The 19,352-nt window shown below is 61.5% G+C and carries 18 protein-coding genes; 12 read left to right on the top strand and 6 right to left on the bottom strand.

Features of this window, described 5'->3' with window-relative positions:
* Positions 1–11: 11 nt before the first annotated feature.
* The 9 genes from sucD to AC07X4_RS17280 all read left to right on the top strand — a co-directional run bounded on the left by sucD (position 12) and on the right by AC07X4_RS17280 (position 11,888).
* Positions 12–908: a succinate--CoA ligase subunit alpha gene (gene sucD, locus AC07X4_RS17320; RefSeq protein ID WP_056056609.1), complete on the top strand. Its 897-nt coding sequence runs from the start codon at positions 12–14 to the stop codon at positions 906–908.
* Between the two features lie 144 nt (positions 909–1,052).
* Positions 1,053–1,739 carry a TerC family protein gene (locus AC07X4_RS17315; protein ID WP_056056608.1) on the top strand — a complete coding sequence of 229 codons (687 nt, stop codon included), beginning with the start codon at positions 1,053–1,055 and terminating at the stop codon, positions 1,737–1,739.
* A gap of 263 nt (positions 1,740–2,002) precedes the next feature.
* Positions 2,003–4,636, top strand: coding sequence for a CHASE2 domain-containing serine/threonine-protein kinase (locus AC07X4_RS17310; protein WP_494740768.1), 2,634 nt, complete (start codon positions 2,003–2,005; stop codon positions 4,634–4,636).
* A gap of 17 nt (positions 4,637–4,653) precedes the next feature.
* Positions 4,654–5,442 (top strand): Stp1/IreP family PP2C-type Ser/Thr phosphatase, encoded by a 789-nt coding sequence (locus AC07X4_RS17305; RefSeq protein ID WP_015016291.1) that lies wholly within the window; start codon positions 4,654–4,656, stop codon positions 5,440–5,442.
* A 41-nt stretch (positions 5,443–5,483) separates the two neighbouring features.
* Positions 5,484–6,134 (top strand): FHA domain-containing protein, encoded by a 651-nt coding sequence (locus AC07X4_RS17300; protein WP_056056604.1) that lies wholly within the window; start codon positions 5,484–5,486, stop codon positions 6,132–6,134.
* 73 nt (positions 6,135–6,207) lie between these two features.
* Positions 6,208–8,472: a CHASE2 domain-containing protein gene (locus tag AC07X4_RS17295; RefSeq protein WP_056056602.1), complete on the top strand. Its 2,265-nt coding sequence runs from the start codon at positions 6,208–6,210 to the stop codon at positions 8,470–8,472.
* Between the two features lie 10 nt (positions 8,473–8,482).
* Positions 8,483–9,271: an MBL fold metallo-hydrolase gene (locus AC07X4_RS17290; RefSeq protein WP_440596701.1), complete on the top strand. Its 789-nt coding sequence runs from the start codon at positions 8,483–8,485 to the stop codon at positions 9,269–9,271.
* Positions 9,272–9,586: 315 nt separating this feature from the next.
* Positions 9,587–10,087, top strand: a complete 501-nt coding sequence (locus tag AC07X4_RS17285) for a pilin (protein ID WP_056056598.1) — start codon at positions 9,587–9,589, stop codon at positions 10,085–10,087.
* Positions 10,088–10,172: 85 nt separating this feature from the next.
* Positions 10,173–11,888: a PglL family O-oligosaccharyltransferase gene (locus AC07X4_RS17280; protein WP_494740767.1), complete on the top strand. Its 1,716-nt coding sequence runs from the start codon at positions 10,173–10,175 to the stop codon at positions 11,886–11,888.
* Positions 11,889–12,016: 128 nt separating this feature from the next.
* Here the strand turns inward: AC07X4_RS17280 and moaC are convergent, their stop codons facing one another.
* The gene (gene moaC, locus AC07X4_RS17275) at positions 12,017–12,517 is read right to left on the bottom strand and encodes a cyclic pyranopterin monophosphate synthase MoaC (protein ID WP_494740766.1); all 501 of its coding nucleotides are present in this window, start codon (positions 12,515–12,517) and stop codon (positions 12,017–12,019) included.
* 58 nt (positions 12,518–12,575) lie between these two features.
* Here moaC and AC07X4_RS17270 point away from each other — a divergent pair, with 58 nt between their 5' ends.
* Complete coding sequence (locus tag AC07X4_RS17270) at positions 12,576–14,174, top strand: M48 family metalloprotease (protein WP_494740765.1); 1,599 nt, start codon at positions 12,576–12,578, stop codon at positions 14,172–14,174.
* On the opposite strand, the gene AC07X4_RS17265 is transcribed toward AC07X4_RS17270, so the two are convergent.
* From AC07X4_RS17265 to AC07X4_RS17255, 3 genes are all read right to left on the bottom strand, one after another.
* Positions 14,142–14,495, bottom strand: coding sequence for a phage holin family protein (locus tag AC07X4_RS17265; RefSeq protein WP_494740764.1), 354 nt, complete (start codon positions 14,493–14,495; stop codon positions 14,142–14,144). The two genes, AC07X4_RS17270 and AC07X4_RS17265, sit on opposite strands and share 33 nt — an antisense overlap.
* Before the next feature lie 79 nt (positions 14,496–14,574).
* Positions 14,575–15,033: a hypothetical protein gene (locus AC07X4_RS17260; RefSeq protein ID WP_291433416.1), complete on the bottom strand. Its 459-nt coding sequence runs from the start codon at positions 15,031–15,033 to the stop codon at positions 14,575–14,577.
* An 86-nt stretch (positions 15,034–15,119) separates the two neighbouring features.
* On the bottom strand, positions 15,120–15,875 hold the full coding sequence (locus AC07X4_RS17255) for a TerC family protein (RefSeq protein ID WP_056056589.1): 756 nt from the start codon (positions 15,873–15,875) through the stop codon (positions 15,120–15,122).
* A 524-nt stretch (positions 15,876–16,399) separates the two neighbouring features.
* On the opposite strand from AC07X4_RS17255, the gene AC07X4_RS17250 reads away from it, so the two are divergent.
* Positions 16,400–16,840, top strand: coding sequence for a DUF3717 domain-containing protein (locus AC07X4_RS17250; RefSeq protein ID WP_099731773.1), 441 nt, complete (start codon positions 16,400–16,402; stop codon positions 16,838–16,840).
* A gap of 52 nt (positions 16,841–16,892) precedes the next feature.
* A complete protein-coding gene (locus tag AC07X4_RS17245; protein ID WP_056056585.1) occupies positions 16,893–17,198 on the top strand; it encodes a putative signal transducing protein in 306 nt (101 codons plus the stop codon).
* Positions 17,199–17,282: 84 nt separating this feature from the next.
* Here AC07X4_RS17245 and AC07X4_RS17240 read toward each other — a convergent pair whose 3' ends face one another.
* Both AC07X4_RS17240 and purB read right to left on the bottom strand, forming a co-directional pair.
* A complete protein-coding gene (locus tag AC07X4_RS17240) occupies positions 17,283–17,843 on the bottom strand; it encodes a YaeQ family protein (protein ID WP_056057564.1) in 561 nt (186 codons plus the stop codon).
* Between the two features lie 102 nt (positions 17,844–17,945).
* Positions 17,946–19,325, bottom strand: coding sequence for an adenylosuccinate lyase (gene purB / locus AC07X4_RS17235; protein WP_056056582.1), 1,380 nt, complete (start codon positions 19,323–19,325; stop codon positions 17,946–17,948).
* Positions 19,326–19,352: the final 27 nt, after the last annotated feature.

Raw genomic sequence — 19,352 nt, 5'->3', positions numbered from 1 at the left:
GGAGAACACACATGTCGATCTACATCAACAAAGACACCAAGGTCATCACCCAGGGCATCACGGGCAAGACTGGCCAGTTCCACACCGAAAAGTGCCAGGAATACGCGAATGGCAAGAACTGCTTCGTGGCGGGCGTGAACCCCAAGAAGGCGGGCGAGTCGATCTTCAACATCCCGATCTACGCCTCCGTCAAGGAAGCCGCCCAGCAGACCGGTGCCACCGTGTCGGTGATCTATGTGCCGCCCGCAGGCGCCGCTGACGCGATCTGGGAAGCTGTCGAAGCCGACCTGGACATGGCCATCTGCATCACCGAAGGCATTCCCGTCAAGGACATGCTGATGGTGCGCAACAAGATGAAGGCCAAGGAAGCCGCTGGCGGCAAGAAGACGCTGCTGCTGGGCCCCAACTGCCCTGGCCTGATCACGCCTGACGAAATCAAGATCGGCATCATGCCCGGCCACATCCACCGCAAGGGCCGTATCGGCGTGGTGTCCCGCTCGGGCACGCTGACGTACGAAGCCGTGGCCATGCTGACCGAAGTCGGTCTGGGTCAATCGAGCGCCGTGGGCATTGGTGGCGACCCCATCAACGGCCTCAAGCACATCGACGTGATGAAGGCTTTCAACGACGATCCAGACACCGACGCCGTGATCATGATTGGCGAAATCGGCGGTCCGGACGAAGCCGAAGCCGCCCAGTGGTGCAAGGCCAACATGAAGAAGCCTATCGTGGGCTTCATCGCTGGCGTGACCGCCCCTCCCGGCAAGCGCATGGGCCACGCTGGCGCGCTGATCTCTGGCGGCGCCGATACGGCCGATGCCAAGCTGGCCATCATGGAAGAGTCGGGCTTCATCATCACCCGCAACCCTTCGGAACTGGGCAAGTTGCTCAAGGCCCAGCTGAAGTAAGCAGGCTGTCGCTGTCCCGTCCGTAAGCACAATTACGGACGCGGTGCGCGGCACAGACCGCTAGACTGGCGGCTCCTACAAAAAGAGAAGCGCTCGGAACCCAGGTTCCGGGCGCTTCTTGCATTCATAACAGTGGAGTCAGTCATGGAGTTTCTGCAAAGCGCCGATTTTTGGATCGGCCTGGTGAAGATCGTCTGGATCAACATCATTCTTTCGGGCGATAACGCGGTGGTCATCGCGCTGGCAGCCCGGTCCCTTCCCCCCCATCAGCAAAAGAAAGCCGTGTTCTGGGGCTCTGGCGCTGCCGTGGTCTTGCGGATTTTGCTGACCGTTGTGGCTGCCAAGCTGCTAGAGCTGTCGTTCCTGCAGATCGTGGGCGGTTGTCTGCTGCTATGGATCGGCTTTCAGCTGCTCAGCGACGACGAGGAGGACGAGGGCGAGTCCAAAACCTATGGCAGCCTGATGGCCGCCGTCCGCACTATCCTCATCGCCGACCTGGTGATGAGCCTGGACAACGTGATCGCTGTGGCGGCTGCGGCCCAGGGCAACGTGGTGCTGCTGGTGTTAGGCTTGGCCATCAGTATCCCGCTGGTGATCTTCGGCAGCACCCTCATGATCAAGCTCATGGAGCGTTTCCCTGTCATCGTGGTGCTCGGCGCCGCGCTGATTGGCTGGGTGGGTGGAGAAACCATCGCCAGCGATGCCATCTTGCATGACTACGCAGTGGCGCACCCAGCGTTGCACTATGTAGCGGCCGCACTGGGCGCCGCGCTGGTGGTGGGCGTGGGCAAGTTCTGGCGCAAGGGATCCAACAGCGCATCCGCGACCTGAGGGTTGCAACCCGGGGGCTCGCACGGAGGTGCAACCCCTCTTTGAGGCCAGCGAGTGACAAAAATGGCATGGCGCTCGTGTCCCGTCTTGGGGTTGCGTGACAAGAACGACACGTAACGCCACCCCCGCTGCCCATTCGCTCCAAATCTCCTCTTTTCAACGGTCCTGAGGCCCTTGGATTGCATGGGCGCAGTTATTGCTTCAAACCCACCCAATACTGAGTGGAATAACAGCAAGTGGGACGAAAAACCTCGGCGCGGCGGATGGATGGATGGCGTACCGATGGCTTTTGGGGCGGATTGGTGGCACTGGCCGTAGCGGGCCTGTGCGCGGTCACGGGCGCATCGTTGTCGCTCGAACACAAGCTCTACGACGCAGCCATCCGCACCTCGTCCCCCGCCCCGTTGGCCGACGTGGTGATTGTGGGCATCGACGATGCCAGCTTGGCTGCTCTGGGGCCGTGGCCTTGGTCGCGTGACATCCATGCGCGCTTGGTTGATCGCCTGTCAGCGGCTGGCGCCCAAACCGTTGTTTACACCCCCCCACTCACACAGCCCCAGAACGACAGGGGCTTGGGTTACCTGAGAAAAATCCGCGAAACCCTTGCCGCTGCGCCTGAGGGAACCGCACTGACGGCCGAGCTCGGCCGTGTGGTGGGTGAGGCAGAAGCTGTACTCGACGGCGATGCGCGTCTGGCAGCCTCCATACAGCGGGCGGGCAACGTGCTCCTGGCTTCGCGTTATGAAATTGGCGGGGCTGCTGCGCCCCTGCCATCGTACGTGCGTCGCAGCACGCTGCCCGACCCGGGTGCTGCTGGAACGCCGATGCAGTCGGCGCAGCACCCCATCCCGTCGTTGGGCGCGGTGGCGGCTGGGGTGGGGCACTTGTATGCAGAGGCTGACCTGGATGGGCGTGTACGCCAGGTTCCACTGCTTCTTCGCTACGACCGCGTGGGGGTGCCGTCTCTGGCTTTGCTGGCGGCGCAACACAGCCTGCATCTGGGGTTGGGTGATATCCGCGTGGTCGATGCGCCTGCGGGGCTGCGGCTCGGAGGGCTGAACGTTGCCACCAATGCAGCCGCCGTGCTGCGTCCCCGCTGGCAAGTGGCTGGCGATGGAGCGGGCACCTTCCCTATTCTGTCGGCTGCCAGCGTGCTCGATGGAACCGTCGCCGCTGGTAGCTTGCAGGGCAAGATCGTATTGGTGGGCGAAATGACGGAGAAGCTGGGCGCCCCAGCGGCGCAGCTGGGGGAGCATGCTGCCTATCCGGTGGAGGTGTTGGCGCAAACCTTGTCATCCATTCGCCTCGGGCTGGGCGTGACAGAGCCAGGCTGGGCTACTCCGGCCGCTTGGCTGGTGTTGGCGCTGGGGGGGGTGTATCTGGTGCTGTTGGCGCCGCGTTTGGCGCGCCCCGTCGGGATGGGGGGCGGTGCGGCGCTCGCGCTCACCGTTGTCATCGCCGAATGGACCCTTTTGCGCTATGGGGGGTTGTGGGTTCCGTTGTTGCTGCCAGTGCTGGCTGTATTGGCTGGTACTACCGTGGTGGTGCTTTTGCACCGTGGTCGACTGAGTGACGCCTCCGGACGTTCCGCAGAAGCCGCCGAGACGGACCGCATGATGGGCTTGGCCCTGCAGGGTCAGGGACAACTGGATATGGCCTTTGAGCGCCTGCGCAAGGTACCTGCCAGCGACGCGCTTCTGGACAATCTCTACCATCTGGCGGAGGATTTCGAGCGCAAGCGCCACTTCGGCAAGGCGCAGACGGTCTACGAACATATCCTGCGCCATGACCGGCACTACAAGGACGCCCGCAGCCGCTACAAGCGTGCCAAGGCTCAGGCACAAGGTGGCGCGCAAGCTCCGCAGGGCGCCACAGACTCTTTGCCGGGTGCCGGCGCTGCAGCGCCCCGCCTGCCAGGCGATGCGAGTGTCGGCGTGCCCATGTTGGGGCGCTACCAGATTGATCGTGAAATTGGCAAAGGCGCCATGGGAGTGGTGTATCTGGGGCGCGATCCGAAGATCGGCCGCGTCGTAGCCATCAAGACTCTGGCCTTGGGGCAGGAGTTCGAAGGTGACGCCCTGATCGATGCGCGCGCACGGTTTTTCCGAGAGGCCGAAACTGCAGGCCGATTGCAGCATCCGAACATCGTCACCATTTTTGATGCCGGTGAGGAGCATGACTTGGCCTATATCGCCATGGAGTTCCTCAAGGGTCAGGACCTGACCCATGTCTGTGGCCAGGGCCGGCTGCTGCCGGTCCCCACCGTGCTCTCCATTGCAGCCAGGGTGGCCGATGCGCTGGACTATGCCCATGCCCACAATGTGGTGCACCGCGATATCAAGCCCGCCAACATCATGTTTGACGGCGGGACAGAGGCGGTCAAAGTGACGGACTTCGGTATTGCCCGCATCACGGATTCGAGCAAGACCCGTACGGGGCTGGTTCTGGGAACACCCAGCTTCATGTCTCCGGAGCAACTGGCGGGAAAGAAAGTCGATGGGCGCTCCGACCTTTATTCGCTGGGCATCACCCTCTTCCAGTTGTTGACGGGCACGCTGCCGCTGCGGGGAGCGTCCATGACCGAGCTGATGCACAAGATCGCGAGCGTGGAGGCGCCCGATGTGCGCCAACTGCGCCCCGAACTCTCAGCCGCGGTGGCCAGGGTGGTGGCGCTGTCGTTGCAAAAGCGGCCAGAGGCGCGTTATCAGACCGGGCGGCAGTTCGCGGCGGATCTGCGGCAGGCCATGACCGGCGATGCCCGATTCAGCCCTGAACCAGTCGTCTATGATGCGGACCGCGATGCAACAGGGCAAGAAATGGCGGATTTTCAGGAAACCGTGATGGAGCCCCCCGCTGTGCGGGGTGCGGCAGCCCCGCCGATTTCGGGCGCCCCATGACGCACGCCTCCACATCCATGACCTACGAATTCACTGCGCGGACCGACAAGGGCCGCGTGCGTTCCAACAACGAAGACGCGGTAGCCGTTGACCGCGATGCGCAGGTCGCGATATTGGCCGATGGCATGGGCGGCTACAACGCGGGCGAAGTGGCCAGTGGCATGGCAACCACCTTCATCCGTACCGAAATGGCCCGCTGGTTGGCCCAAGCCGGCGCGAGTCCCCAGTCCACGGACGTGCGCCGGGCGCTGGAAATCTGCGTGGAAAACGCCAATCACGCCATTCTGGGGGCATCTCTCTCCAATCCGCAGTACGCGGGCATGGGTACGACGCTGGTGGTTGCCGTGTTCCACGGCAGTCGCCTGATCCTGGGGCATATTGGCGATTCGCGCTGTTACCGTCTGCGTGATGGTGCTTTGCAGCAAATCACGCGCGACCATTCCTGGTTGCAGGAACAGGTCGATGCGGGGCTGCTGACGGCGCAGCAGGCGGCCTTGTCTTCCAATCGCAATCTGGTGACTCGGGCCTTGGGTGTGGAGCCCAATGTGCTGATGGAAGTCAACGAGTTTCAGGTGGCGCCGAATGATCTGTTTTTACTCTGTTCCGATGGGCTCACCGACATGGTGTCCGATTCGGATCTGGCGGAGCTCGTGCGGGCGCCCATGCCTTTGGAGGAAAAAGCGACACTGCTCATTGACACCGCCAACGCCAACGGCGGTCGTGATAACGTGAGCGTGCTGCTGGTGCAGGCTGCCGCTGGGGGCAAGAAGCGTGGCCTCATGTCCCGATTGCTAGGGGCCTCTTGAACGGCCCGAACTACAACAATTCATCACATCAGGAGTGGATCATGCCGAGAATGATCGTTTCAATCGACGGCGTTGTCATCAAGGAAGTGCAGCTGACCAAGGAGCGGACCACGCTGGGCCGGCGCCCCTACAACGACATCGTGATCGACAACCTTGCGGTGAGCGGTGAGCATGCCGTGCTCCACATGGTGGGACAGGATGTGGAGATTGAAGACCTAGGCAGCACCAACGGCACTTATGTGAACGCCAAGGCCGTCAAGCGCCAGGAGTTGCGCAATGGCGATACAGTGGAAGTGGGCAAGTACAAGATTCGGTTCCTCCAGGACGCCGAAGGTCAGAACTTTGAGAAGACCATGATCTTCAAGCCCGGAATGGTGCCGCCTGCGGTCGCCGCTGCTAGGCCCGCTCCGGCCGCGCCCGCGCCAGCCCCGATTTCGGCCGTGATTCGGGTCATGTCCGGTGCTGCTGCGGGGCGTGAAGTGTCGCTGCAGAAGGTGGTCACCACGATTGGAAAGCCGGGTGTGGCTGTGGCTTCCATCACCAAGCGGCACCAGGGTTTTGTCTTGGCCCATGTCGAAGGACCGGACATGCCGCTGCTCAACGGCGCTGCCATTGGTGCATCGCCGGTTCCCCTGAAGCACGGGGATCGCCTGGAGCTGGCGGGCACCGAGATGCAGTTCGAGCAAAGCTGACACTCTGCAAAAGGCTCGCATCATCGCTGCGGGCCCTTGCTGACTGGACACTCCTATTCCTGCGCGTGGACCTATGTTGCAGTCCTTGTCGCAGCTGTTCCTCCGACGCTGGCAACGCATCGCAGTCACGCTGATACCGCTGGTTTTTGCGTTGCTGCACGTGGCCGATGTGCTCCACCTGCAGGTGTTGGAGCGACTGGACAACATCATCTACGACACCCGCTTGCGGGTGACCATGCCACGAACGCTGGACGAGCGGATCGTCATCGTCGATATCGACGAGAAGAGCCTGGGGCGTGTGGGGCAATGGCCCTGGCGCAGGGACAAGATGGCTGCGTTGGTGCATGAGCTGTTTGAGCGCCAACAAGTGGCCGTGGTGGGGTTTGACGTTCTGTTTGCCGAGGCCGATGAAAGTTCGGGCCTCTCTACGCTGCAACAACTGGCGCAGGGCCCTTTACGCAGCCAGCCGGCCTTCCAAGAGCAACTGGAACGTCTGGCGCCCTCACTGGACCATGACGCTCTTTTTGCGCAGTCTCTGCACGGGCAGCCAGTGGTGCTGGGTTACTACCTTTCGGGCGAAGACCGCGACGGCATCACGAAAGGCATGTTGCCAGAACCCGCCCTGCCCGTGGAGCGCTTGCGGGGCTTGCCTCTGGGGGCGACTACGTGGCGTGGGTACAGCAGCAACATTGAGTCCCTGACCCAGGCGGCACCTGCTGCAGGCTTCTTCAACTCGATCACGGACGAGGACGGAGTTGTTCGTTCCCTTCCCCTGTTGGCAGAGTACCAGGGGCAGTATTACGAATCGCTGGCATTGGCCATGTTCCGCACCGCCATCGGTCTGCCAGAGATTCACCCGGGCTTTGTGAATTCCAAGCCGTCCGGGACGCATGATGTGCTCCAAAGCATCGTGCTGCGCCAAGATGGTCGCACGCTGGCGCTCCCCGTGGACCAGCAGTTGGCCACGCTCATTCCCTACCGTGGGCCGGGCGATGCCAAGGGTGGTTCCTTTCGGTACATCTCGGCGTCGGACGTTCTGGATGGCTTGCTGCCGGCTGGTCAACTCAAGGACCAATTGGTGCTGGTAGGTTCGACAGCACCTGGTTTGCTGGATTTGCGTGTGACGCCGGTGGGCAGGACGTACCCAGGCGTGGAGACCCATGCCAACGTGTTGTCGGCATTCCTGGATGGCAAGAGCATCGTTCGGCCTGACTATGCCGCTGGGTTTGACGTGCTGCAGCTGCTGTGCGCGGGTTTGCTATTGGCAGTCGCCTTGCCGCTCTTGTCAGCGTCGTCTGCGGTCTTGCTCAGTGGTGGTGTGCTTTGTGCGCTGGTAGGACTCAATCTGTGGATGTACATCGCGCAGGGGCTGGCTTTGCCGCTCGCCACTGCGGTGGTGATGGCTATGCTGGCCTTTGCCCTCAACATGGCGTATGGCTACTTTGTGGAGAGCCGCTCCAAGCGCGAACTCGCAGCCCTGTTCAGCGCCTATGTGCCTCCAGAGCTGGTGGCCGAAATGGTCAAGCAGCCGGAGCACTACAGCATGCAGGCCACCAACCGGGAGCTGACGGTGATGTTCTGCGACATGCGCGGCTTTACCGCCATGTCCGAGCGGATGGAGCCTTTGCAGCTGCAAGGGTTGTTGAATGAAGTATTTAGCAAGCTCACCCATATCATCCGCAGCCACCGCGGCACCATCGACAAATACATGGGCGACTGTGTCATGGCTTTTTGGGGGGCTCCAGTGGCCACGCCGGATCATGCCCAACTGGCAGTGACTGCGGCCCTGGAGATGTCGCAGGCCATTGGGCAAATCAACGCCAATCATCGCCAGCGCGGTTTGCCCGAGATCGGGGTGGGCATTGGGCTCAACACCGGGGTCATGTGCGTGGGTGACATGGGCTCTGACATCCGGCGCAGCTATACGGTCATCGGCGATGCGGTCAACCTTGGCTCCCGCCTGGAGGGACTGTCCAAGCACTACGGTACTTCGATCGTGGTGAGCGAATCTGCCATGCAGCTCGCCCCTCAGTTTGTATGGCAGGCCATGGACCGCGTGCGCGTCAAAGGCAAGGCGCAGGCCGTGCCGATTTACCAGCCCCTTGCACCCAGGGGGCAGCTATCCACCGATCTCGCTGAAGAACTGGCTGTGTGGGAGGGTTTTCTGCGTGCCTACGCAGCACAAGAATGGGCACAATGCGACAAACTGATGGGGCAGTTGCGAGGTCTTAGACCCCACAGCATCCTGTACGAGTTGTACGCGGCACGGGTCGAAGGCCTGCGTAATTTGCCTTTCAACCCGGATTGGGATAGCGCCACCAATTTCGACACCAAGTAGAAGGCTTGACATGAAGGTTCGTGTGCTGGGGTGCTCCGGCGCTATCGCCAAGGACTGTCGCACGACATCGTTCTTGATCGGTGACAGCATCTTGCTCGATGCGGGAACTGGTGTGGGCGACCTCACGCTGGAAGAGATGGCCAAGATTGACCATGTGCTGCTGACCCATTCTCACCTGGATCACATCGCCTCGCTGCCCCTGATGCTCGACGCCGTGTCATCGCTGCGCACTGGCCCGGTGCAGGTACACGCGTTGGCTGCCACCATTGGGGCGCTTCAGGCGCATGTATTCAACAACGTTATCTGGCCAGATTTCAGCGCCATACCGTCTACCGCATCCCCGTTTCTGCAGTATCGAGCTTTTGCATCTGGTGATTTACTGAGCATCGCAGGTGTTCAGGTCGAAGTGCTACCAGCACACCATACTGTCCCAGCTGTAGGCTTTGCCGTGCAAGGCGATACCGGCTGGTGGGTGTTTAGCGGGGATACCGAGCGCAATCCGTCGTTCTGGAATCGCGTCAACACATTGGCGGTGGCTTGCTTGGTGATCGAGACGGCTTTCAGTAATCGTGAGCGTGACCTAGCGCGCCGTAGCTTGCATCTCTCTCCGGAGGCCTTGGCGCAGGAGCTGGAACACATCCCCGTAGCTGACCGTTACCCCATCTACATCACACACACCAAGCCGTCCGAGACCTCACTCATCATGGACGAGATCAAACGGCTCGACTGCACAGCAAACACACTTTACAGCTCGCATGACATTCGTTGGTTGAGTGCGGGGCAGACGATGGATGTCTAGCGAAAGTGCCCCTGGGCATGACAATACTGGGTGACAAAAATGTAATTTCAAGAGTAATTGAGACCGATCTTCGAGTAAAAGGCAATGTCGATGGACGGCAGCGTTAAGTAAATTCGTCAACTCATACTTGATTGAGGTCTTTTCGGGGCGCTCACTAAATATTGGGCGACTCCTGAAGGCTTGTCAGTTTGCTGGCGGGGGGCCTACTTGCTATTTGGATTTATGTCGACTGGGTGTAGTCGTCCTCCGTTTCAATAAGCAGGCACAGCAATTGCATAGTCATTGTGCATTTGCAACTTTTCCTAGGAGTTTTTCATGAAGCGTTCTATTCAAAAGGGTTTCACCCTGATCGAATTGATGATCGTGGTTGCGATCATCGGCATCTTGGCTGCTGTCGCGTTGCCTGCCTACAAGGACTACACGGTCAAGGCGCGCATGTCTGAAGTGGTTCTTGCTGCTTCTCAGTGCCGCACTACCATCAGCGAAACCATCCAGAGCATGAACCCCACGTCGACGTTGTCGGGTACCAATGCCTTCGGTTGCGATGCGACCAACCCCACCAAGATGGTGGCATCGATTGCAGCCGATGCAGTGACTGGAACAATCACTGTTGTGCCGCATGCCAGCAATCTGGGTCAAGCCACTGCTTTTGTCGCTGCTAGCGATTACATTACGCTGACACCAAAGAAGGACAGTGCAGGTGCAGCTTACGCTTTGGGTACTGCCACCACTGGCGGCCAGGGCACCCAAGTGTACGAATGGGTTTGCAAGGGCAATGGTGCTGCACTCAAGTACTCGCCAGGTTCTTGCCGCTGATAGCGGTCTCGAATCGGTATAACTTATGATTCGCAAAAGGGGGCTTCGGCCCCCTTTTCGTTTGATTGCTCTACGCACCGTGCCAATGACCTCCGATTCGTCACCTCGCCCCGCCCGCTGGACAGTGCTGGCCGCCTTCGTGTTTGCGCTGAGTTGGCTGCTGCCCAACCACCACGAGCCCTGGGTGGATTTTTATTCCGATGCCTGGGCCGCGCTTGTGCTTTGGTGTGTGGGGGCCGCGGTGTTTTGGCGCAGTCGGCAGCTGACTCGCATGACGTGGCACACGCTGCCGATACTGGCGTTAGGCTGCGTTGCCATTGTGTGGATGCAGTACGCCGTCGGCTTGGTGGAGTCTTTCGGTGTCGCGTGGATTAGTTCCCTGTACCTTTTGGGTTTGATGCTGGCGCTGCTTGTGGGCACTGCGTGGGAGCGATGGCAGCCGGGGCAATGCGCCGATTTCCTGTTCATCGCAGTGCTGGTTGGAGCATCGGGCTCGCTGTTGATTCAGGTGCAGCAGTGGTTGCGCCTCGATCCAGGGCAGTTTTTCTGGCTATTCATTCCGCCGCCGCCCTCCCGCTTTCATGCCAATCTGGGTCAGCCCAACCAGCTGTCCAGCCTGCTGTGCTTGGGAGTGCTGGCCTGCGCCTGGCTGAATGGCCGCGGGCGCCTGCCGGGTTGGGTGGCCTGGGGCTGGGCTGTACTGCTGGCGGTGGGGCTGGCGCTGACAGATTCGCGTACAGGTTGGGCTATCGTACTGGTGGTTTTGGGCGCGCTGCTGGTGTGGCGGCAGCGGCTGGCCATCCCGCGCCGCTTGCTGGTAGCTGCCTTCGCCTGGGCCGTGATTTTCGCACTTTGCGTGGTGGCACTGCCGCATGTCAACCTGTGGTTGGGGCGGGCCAACGAGTTGCAGGAACTGCGAGGCGCCTCGACGCTGCATTTACGGCTCGAGTACTGGGCCAAGGCTTGGGAAGCCGTGCTACGCCAGCCTTGGTGGGGTTATGGGTGGATGCAGGCCAGCCTAGCGCAGTTTACACCCGACCCTTATCAAATGGTAACCGGCGGCACGCTACGCCATACCCATAACCTAGTGTTCGACCTGTTGGTTGAACTGGGTCTGCCACTCGGATTGACCATCTGTACGCTGCTAGTGCTGTGGGCGGTTAGCGCAACGCGCCGTGTCGAAAGAATGGAGCAGCTATGGATGTTGCTTTTTGTTGCCGCCTTGGTGGTGCACGCGCTGCTGGAGTTTCCGCTGCACTACGCCTACTTCCTGTTGCCACTGGGCCTGATGCTGGGAGCACTGAATGTGAGGCTGGCCTTCCGTCCGCTGTGGACCACCCGCGGTTGGCCCGCCGTGATCGCGTTGGCGCTCTCGGCTGGAGCCCTGACCATTACCACCTATGACTACCTGCGCGTCGAAGATGATTTCTTCTCCTTGCGCTTTGAGCACCAGCGGCTGGCCCGACCGGCGCCGCAGACAGCACCCGAGGTGGTGGCGCTCACGCAGCTGCAAGACATGGTTTGGCTCGTACGCGTCGATCCTGCGCGTTCCCATACGGAGCAGGACCTGGATCGTGCGCGCCGGACGGCCATGCTGCTGCCCAGCCTGATGGCCAAGTACAAACTGGCCACCATGTATGCGCTGGCCGGCCAGCCGGAGCGTGCCGAGTACTGGATCGTGGTGATAACTCGGATGAATCGTTTGGACGCGCGAATCGTTCGCAACCTTCAGCATCAATGGCAGGAGCAAGCCGCCGTCTACCCTGCCATGGCGCAGGTGACGTGGCCGATAGAAAAATAGGCACCACTAGAAACGACCGAAAAAGCTATCGGGGCCGCTCGGCAGTTATCCGGTGGAGGTGCCCTCAGTACGAGGGGCGATGCGGTGGCCGCCAGGGGAGCTGGCAGCCGATTTGTGTCCTGACTACCTCAGCCTTCCGCTGCCTTGGCCACAAAACTCCCCGACTTGCCTCCATGTTTCTCAATAACATGCACATCATGGATGGACATGCTCCGATCTACCGCCTTGCACATGTCGTAGATGGTAAGCAGCGCGACCTGCACGGCGATAAGCGCTTCCATCTCCACGCCTGTGGGCCCGACAGTTTCCACGGCTGCGGTACAAGATATACCTGTAGTACCCAATTTGTGGACGCTGGATGCTTCGAACTCAATAGCAACTCGGGTCAACGCCAGCGGGTGGCACAGCGGGATCAGGTCGCTGGTTTTCTTGGCGGCCATGATGCCAGCGATGCGGGCAATGCCGAGCACGTCACCCTTTTTGGCGTTGCCAGCTTCAATGATTGCCAGCGTGGCGGGTTTCATTTCGATGCGGCCGCTGGCGATGGCGATGCGATGTGTAGCCGCTTTGGCAGCCACGTCAACCATGTGGGCTTGGCCTTGGGAGTCAAAGTGGGTGAGTGCGGACATTGGGTCGTAACCAAGTGAATAGGTAGGAAACATTTGGGGGGCAGGGCATCATACGTGCATGTGGATCCGCAAATGCCCCTCTGCAAAGCCTTCGGTAGAAGACCTCCGCCTGCGTCAGCGTGTCGTGCAAAATATTATCCAACTCTATAACGGGATTGCGTGGATAGCTGCAGTATTGATAGCAAGTGGCGTTGCTGTTGCATCGCCGGCTGCAGCCCAGCTTACCCTCCCTACCCTCGGCGAGACCAGCGACCTCACTACAAGCGCCGAGCGCCGCTTGGGCGACCGCATCATCCGCGAGTTGTACCGCGACCCAGACTACGTCGATGACCCAGTGGTGGCCGACTATGTGCAAGGCATATGGCACCCCCTCCTGGCAGCAGCCAAAGCTCGGGGAGAACTCAGTGCCGAGCTGGACGAACGCTTTGCCTGGGAAATCCTGCTGGGACGCGATCGCACGGTGAATGCTTTCGCTTTGCCCGGTGGGTACCTCGGGGTGCATCTGGGGTTGATCGGTGTGGTGGCCACGCGCGATGAACTGGCCTCGGTACTGGCGCACGAGCTGAGCCATGTGACCCAGCGTCACATCTCGCGACTGATCACGCAGCAGAGCAAGCAGACGCCCTTGCTGCTGGGGGCCATGGTGCTGGGTGCACTTGCGGCCAGCAAGAACCCGGGCGCCACGCAGGCCCTGGTCGTGGGAGGCCAAGCCTTGGCCATTCAGAATCAGCTCAATTTCTCGCGGGACATGGAGCGTGAGGCGGACCGCATTGGCTACGGGCTGATGGCCCCCGCGGGTTTTGCGCCCCAAGGGTTTGTGAGCATGTTTGAAAAGCTGCAGCAAGCCAATCGACTCAATGACAATGGGTCCTGGCCTTACTTGCGCAGCCACCCGCTGACCACGGAGCGTATGGCAGACATGCAGTCGCGCATCCCTCCGGGTGCAACATCTGCGCCGGGCGCCGCAATGCAGGCTTCCAGCGAACATGCCATGGTGGCTGCGCGGGCGCGTGTGCTGTCTAACCCCGGAGTGGATACCTTGCGCCAGTGGATCGCGGAGCCCAAGGGCTCTGGGTTTCAGTCGCAGCCACTGCCGCGAAGGGCCGGCGCGCTGTATGCGGCGGCGTTGGCAAGCAGCCAGTTGCGTGATGCGGCAAATGCGCGTCTGATCGCGCGCCAACTGGACGACTTGGTGCGACAGGACGCCGCTGCGCATCGCCTGGCACGCCTGTTGGTGGCAGAGACCGAATTGGCAGCTGGCGATGCATCTGCGGCCCTGCCGTCCATTCCAGATGGCAACAACGCACGCAGGCCAGAACTTGTGTTGCGTACCCAAGCCCTGCTGCGCGCCAACCGACCCGCTGACGCCACGCAAGCCTTGCAAACCTGGGTGGCAACCCACCCCAAGGATGCGACTGTATGGCAACTACTGGCGTCCGCCTGGCAAGCACAAGGCCAGGCGCTCAGGGCGATTCGTGCGGAGGCCGAAGCGCAGGCTGCGCGCTATGACTATGCCGCCGCTGTAGACCGGTTCAAGGCCGGCCAGGATATGGCTCGCCGAGGCGGTGCGGCGGTGGACCATATTGAGGCCTCCATCATCGACACGCGCCTGCGTGCGATGGAGTCACTTCTTCGAGAACAGGCCGCCGAGCGCTGATTCGATGACCAAGCCCAGCACCGAGTAGATCAGCGAACCCAGCAGCGCAGCCCCAAAACCGGCGACGTGGAAGCCGTCCAGCACGCTGGCTGCTGCCCAAAACATGAGTGCGTTGATGACGAAGAGAAACAGCCCGACCGTAACGATGGTGACGGGTAAGGTGAGTACGACCAGCACCGGTCGCAGCACCACATTGAACAGGCCGATCACGAAGGCCGCAATCAGCGCCGAGGTGAAGCTTTTCACCTCCACACCGCTGTAGATGTAAGCCACAAACAGCAGCGATGCAGCGCTGAGCAGCCATTTCAGAAGAAGTCGCATGGCCGGAGAATAGCACTGGCCTGCTGAGTTGCGATCACTGGAGGTGGCTTGCCTGGCCAGGCCGGGCGCCTCTGCCGGATTATTCGAGCGCCAGCACCCAGAGCACGCCAAAACCGGTGAGCACGCTGCCCAGCGTACCCGACAGTGACGACCAGCGTCCGTCAACGCGGCCAGCGGGCTGCAAAGGTTCGGACTTGGGACGGCGCGCGTCCACCACGGGGGCTGCCACCACGCCGCCAGCATCTGCCTGAATCTGCGCAGTCAGCTCGGCCAAGGGCCCCTTTGCCACTACGGTGGTAACCGCCCCCGAGGGGGCATGCAGCGTCGGCACAATCTGTGCGAACAACTTGTCCGCCCACTTGGTACGCCAGTTCTCGCGGGTGCTATGACTTACCCACTTACTGACGCGGTGGGTCATGCGCGGCGCACAGGCTACCAGCACCCAATGGGTGTGCGCGCTGGCCGGGCGCCCGCACAGGGGCGCCAACACCTGCTGGGCGTACGCCGCGTCGTCCACATACACGATGACTCTGTCCATACCCACCTCCAGGTGTGCGGCACGCCGCAGGGGAGCGGTATGGCCCCCTGCGCTGCCTCAGATGCAATGCAATCCGCGTGAAGCGGTCAGTGCCCAGCCGGTGCCGAGCCGGCACTCGCACGGCGAGCCAGGATGATCTTGCCAGCCAGCAAAACCAGCAGCGCACCGGCCACACTGGCTCCGTACTTCACGACATCGGTGACTTCGCCGCTCACGCTATCGACGGGCATCTTGAGCATCCACTGCCACTTGTCAGGGTTAGCGAGGGCTGGGTCGGTGACGAGCATGCCGCCGGCAATCCAGCCCAGCAGCATGCCACCCAGCGTGATGATGAGGGGAAACCGCTCCATGAGCTTGATGACCAGCTGACTCCCCCAGACGATGATCGGGATAGAGATCAGCAGACCCAGCACCACCAGCAGGAACGAATGGTCGCCCGCGTTCTGGGCCGCGCCGGCAATGGCGATCACGTTGTCCACGCTCATGACCAGGTCGGCCACGATGATGGTCTTGATGGCAGCCAGCAGCTTGTCGCTGCCTTGCACGTCGCCATGGCCCTCTTCATCGGGAGCCAGCAGCTTCACACCGATCCACACCAGAAGCAGCGCGCCCACGAACTTGAGGAAGGGCAGCGCCAGCAAGGTCATCGCAAAGGCTATCAGGATCACGCGCAGCACGATGGCGCCCGCAGTGCCCCAGATGATGCCTTTGGTGCGCTGTGCGGGGGGCAGTTTGCGGCAGGCCAGGGCAATGACCACGGCGTTGTCACCACCCAGCAAAATGTCGATGATGATGATCTGGCCGAGTGCGAGCCAGAATTCGGGCGAAGCCAAAAAGTCCATAAATTCCTCAATGTCAGTGGCGCGAAACGAGGATCCTGGCGCCACTGTAGCGCCGAGTCCCCCGCAGGGATAGGGGGCTTACGGTGACCTGGTCAAGGAAGGCTTGCCCCAGACAGGGGAGACATGGCAAGCGGGGGGACGGCCTTGATCAGCCCACGGTGGGCCCATCAAAGGTCTTGCTCAGTTCTACACAAGCTGGTTGTGCGTGAACCCGGATTGCCGGAAGCAAGGCTTCGTATTGACGACAAATCCGATGCCTTGTGCCGCTCAAGCCCGTATGGCGGTGGGCTGGCTGGCAAGGCGGGAGCTACTCCCCTTCGAGACCGCGATTGGAACATTACCGGCGAGGCAGCGCAAGGGCCGGGGTGTTGTGGTTACTGCGTACACGCCGGGGCGGGGCTGGGCGTGCTGCCTCGCCCGGGGAAATACGACAGATACCACCACTGCCAGCATCCCTTGTGGCGGGCCGCTATCATCCAGCCCCTCTTGTGCCCCTGCGCTTGCGCGTCCCTTGTCCCCCTTTCATGGCTGCCATCCACATCACCGACATCGAAGCTGCCATCAATCACTGGCGGCACCGTGCACCCGCATCACCCGATGGATTGGGTCTGGCGCCTGAGGTCCAGGCCCTGGGGGAGGTCTATGCGCTGATGGTCTACGGGCACACCACAGAGATCGACGAGGACAGCCTGCCTTCCGCAGCCATGGCGGCATGGCAGGCCTGGTACGACACGACGCCCGACACACCTTGCATCGCGATTTGCTCCACCAGCCAAGGCGACGACCTGTGCAAGGGCTGCGGGCGCACTTTCGACGAGGTGCAATTCTGGCCCTCGTACACTCCGGCGGAAAAGCGGGGGGTGTGGCGCCGTATCACGCTGGAGCACTCGGCCTGGCGTTTCAACCGATATGCCGAGCGCGCCGCAGAGGGCGTGACCGCGCCAGGGGCGCCAACGGCGGGGTAGGTTGATGGGCGATGGGCTGTACGCCCGCCCGGCAAACCGCTAAGGTGGCGCCATGCTGCGCCTGACCCAAGCTCCGAACATCGCCATCGCCACCCTGTGGGCGGATCTGCTGTGCGAAGCGGGCATGACGGCCTCTGTGCAGCGCCAGTACCTGGGCGCTGCCGCCGGACACCTGCCACCCGATCAGTGCCTGCCCGAGATCTGGCTGGACCACGAAGAGCACGCTGCGCGTGCACAAGCCTTGCTGCAAGAGTTACACAACCTGCCGCAGCGCCACTGGGCCTGTCTCTGTGGCGAGTTGGTGGAAGGCGGTTTTGAGCAGTGCTGGAATTGCGGAGCGTTCATGCCGCGCGACTGATGGCATTGGGTGGCTAGCTATATATTTGATAGCTATTAAGGCATATTACTCTAGCGCTACCAGGAACTTTGCCCAAAAATGCCCTCACTTCCAGCGTACTGGCTCCACATGCACGCTGCCTTGTGTGCTGCTGAGGGTGATGGATCCTTCCTGCACTGTGGCCTGCAGCTGCATGCTGCGCTCGGCCAGCTGTGCCAGCGCTTGCGACGCCTCGGTCGGAATGCGCCAGACCTGCAGCTTGTCCAGTCGCGAAAGCTTGGTTTCAATGCCCTTCCACCATATCTCGGCCGCGTGGTTGAAGCAGTACACGATCACCGAGTCGGCCTTGCTGCAGGCTTTCGTCAGCGGCTTGTCTTCCGGCTGCCCTACTTCGATCCACACGCGTTTGCGGCCGGTGAAGTCCGTCAGCGATGCATCTGGGTCATCCGGGTCTGACAGCCCTGCGCCGAACGCGAGCGTGGCGTCGCCATTGCAGAGGTCATTGAGCTGGTGCGCCTGAATGGCCAGGGCTGCCAGCCGCACCATCATGCGCTCGTCGGTTTCGCTGGGGTGGCGTGCCAGGGTGAGCGCATGGTCGGCGTAGTAGCCGTGGTCGATGTCGGCGATTTGCAGGTTCGCCTTGAAAATGGTGGATTTGATGGCCATGGGGTGTATCAAAAACAAGAGCTGCCAGCGCAAGTATTTACTTGCTTTGGCAGCTCTAGAGGTTTCAAAAGCCCGTGCTATCAGCGCAGGCAGCTATCATTTTTATACGCGACGCGCCAGCTCGGCCGCCTTGCCCACATAGCTGCCGGGCGTCATCGCCAGCAGTCGGTCCTTTTCGGCCTGAGGAATCTCCAGCGACTGGATCAACCCGTGCAGCGCTTCGGCTGTCACGGTCTTGCCCCGGGTCACTTCCTTGAGCTTTTCGTAGGCGCCCTGCACTCCAAAGCGGCGCATCACCGTCTGGATGGGTTCAGCCAGCACTTCCCAGGACGCGTCCAGGTCTTCGGCCAGGGCTTCTTCGTTGATTTCGAGCTTGTTCAGGCCCGTGAGCAACGAGGCATAGGCCAGCGTGGCGTAGCCCAGGGCCACGCCCATGTTGCGCAGCACGGTGCTGTCGGTCAGGTCACGCTGCCAGCGGCTGATGGGCAGCTTTTCGGACAGGTGCTTGAGCAGCGCGTTGGCTAGGCCCAGGTTGCCTTCGGCGTTCTCGAAGTCAATGGGGTTGACTTTGTGCGGCATGGTGGACGAGCCGATTTCGCCCGCCTTGAGGCGCTGCTTGAAGTAGCCCAGGCTCACGTAACCCCAGATGTCGCGCGAGAGGTCGATCAGGATGGTGTTGGCACGGGCGACGGCATCGAACAGCTCGGCCATATAGTCATGGGGCTCGATCTGGATGCTGTACGGCTGGAAAGTCAGGCCCAGGCCCAGAGGCTCGGGTGTCTCGATGACCTTCTTGCTGAAGGCTTCCCAGTCAAAGTCGGGCCAGGCAGACAGGTGGGCGTTGTAGTTGCCCACTGCACCGTTCATCTTGCCCATGATCTTGACGCTGGCGATGCGGTCGCAGGCGGTTTGCAGGCGCATCACCACGTTGGCCATTTCCTTGCCCACGGTGGTGGGGCTTGCCGTCTGGCCGTGGGTGCGGCTGAGCATGGGCACTTCGGCAAAGGCGTGGGCCATTTCGCGCAGCTTGAGCACGATGCGGTCCAGCCCTGGCAGCACCACCTGGTCGCGACCCGAGCGCAGCTGCAGGGCGTGGCTGGTGTTGTTGATGTCTTCGCTGGTGCAGGCAAAGTGCACGAACTCGGAGGCTTTTTCCAGCTCGGGGCGTGCCTCGAACTTGCTCTTGATCCAGTATTCGACCGCCTTCACGTCGTGGTTGGTGGTCTTCTCGATCTCCTTGATGGCTGCAGCATCGGCCTCGGAGAAGTTCTTGACCAGACCCAGCAAGTAAGCGCGCGCTCCGGTGGTGAGGGGCTTGAACTCTGCAAACCCTGCATCCGACAAGGCAATGAACCACGCCACTTCCACTTGCACGCGGCGGTGCATGTAGCCGTGCTCGCTCATGATCGGGCGAAGGGCGGCAAGTTTGGGGGCGTAACGGCCGTCAAGCGGCGACAGGGCGGTGATGGTGGACAGGCTCATGGCGCACGATTGTAGGCGGGGCCGGTC

This window comes from Acidovorax sp. GW460-11-11-14-LB4 (genome assembly GCF_059423685.1).
This window is presented reverse-complemented; position numbering and strand designations above follow the sequence as displayed.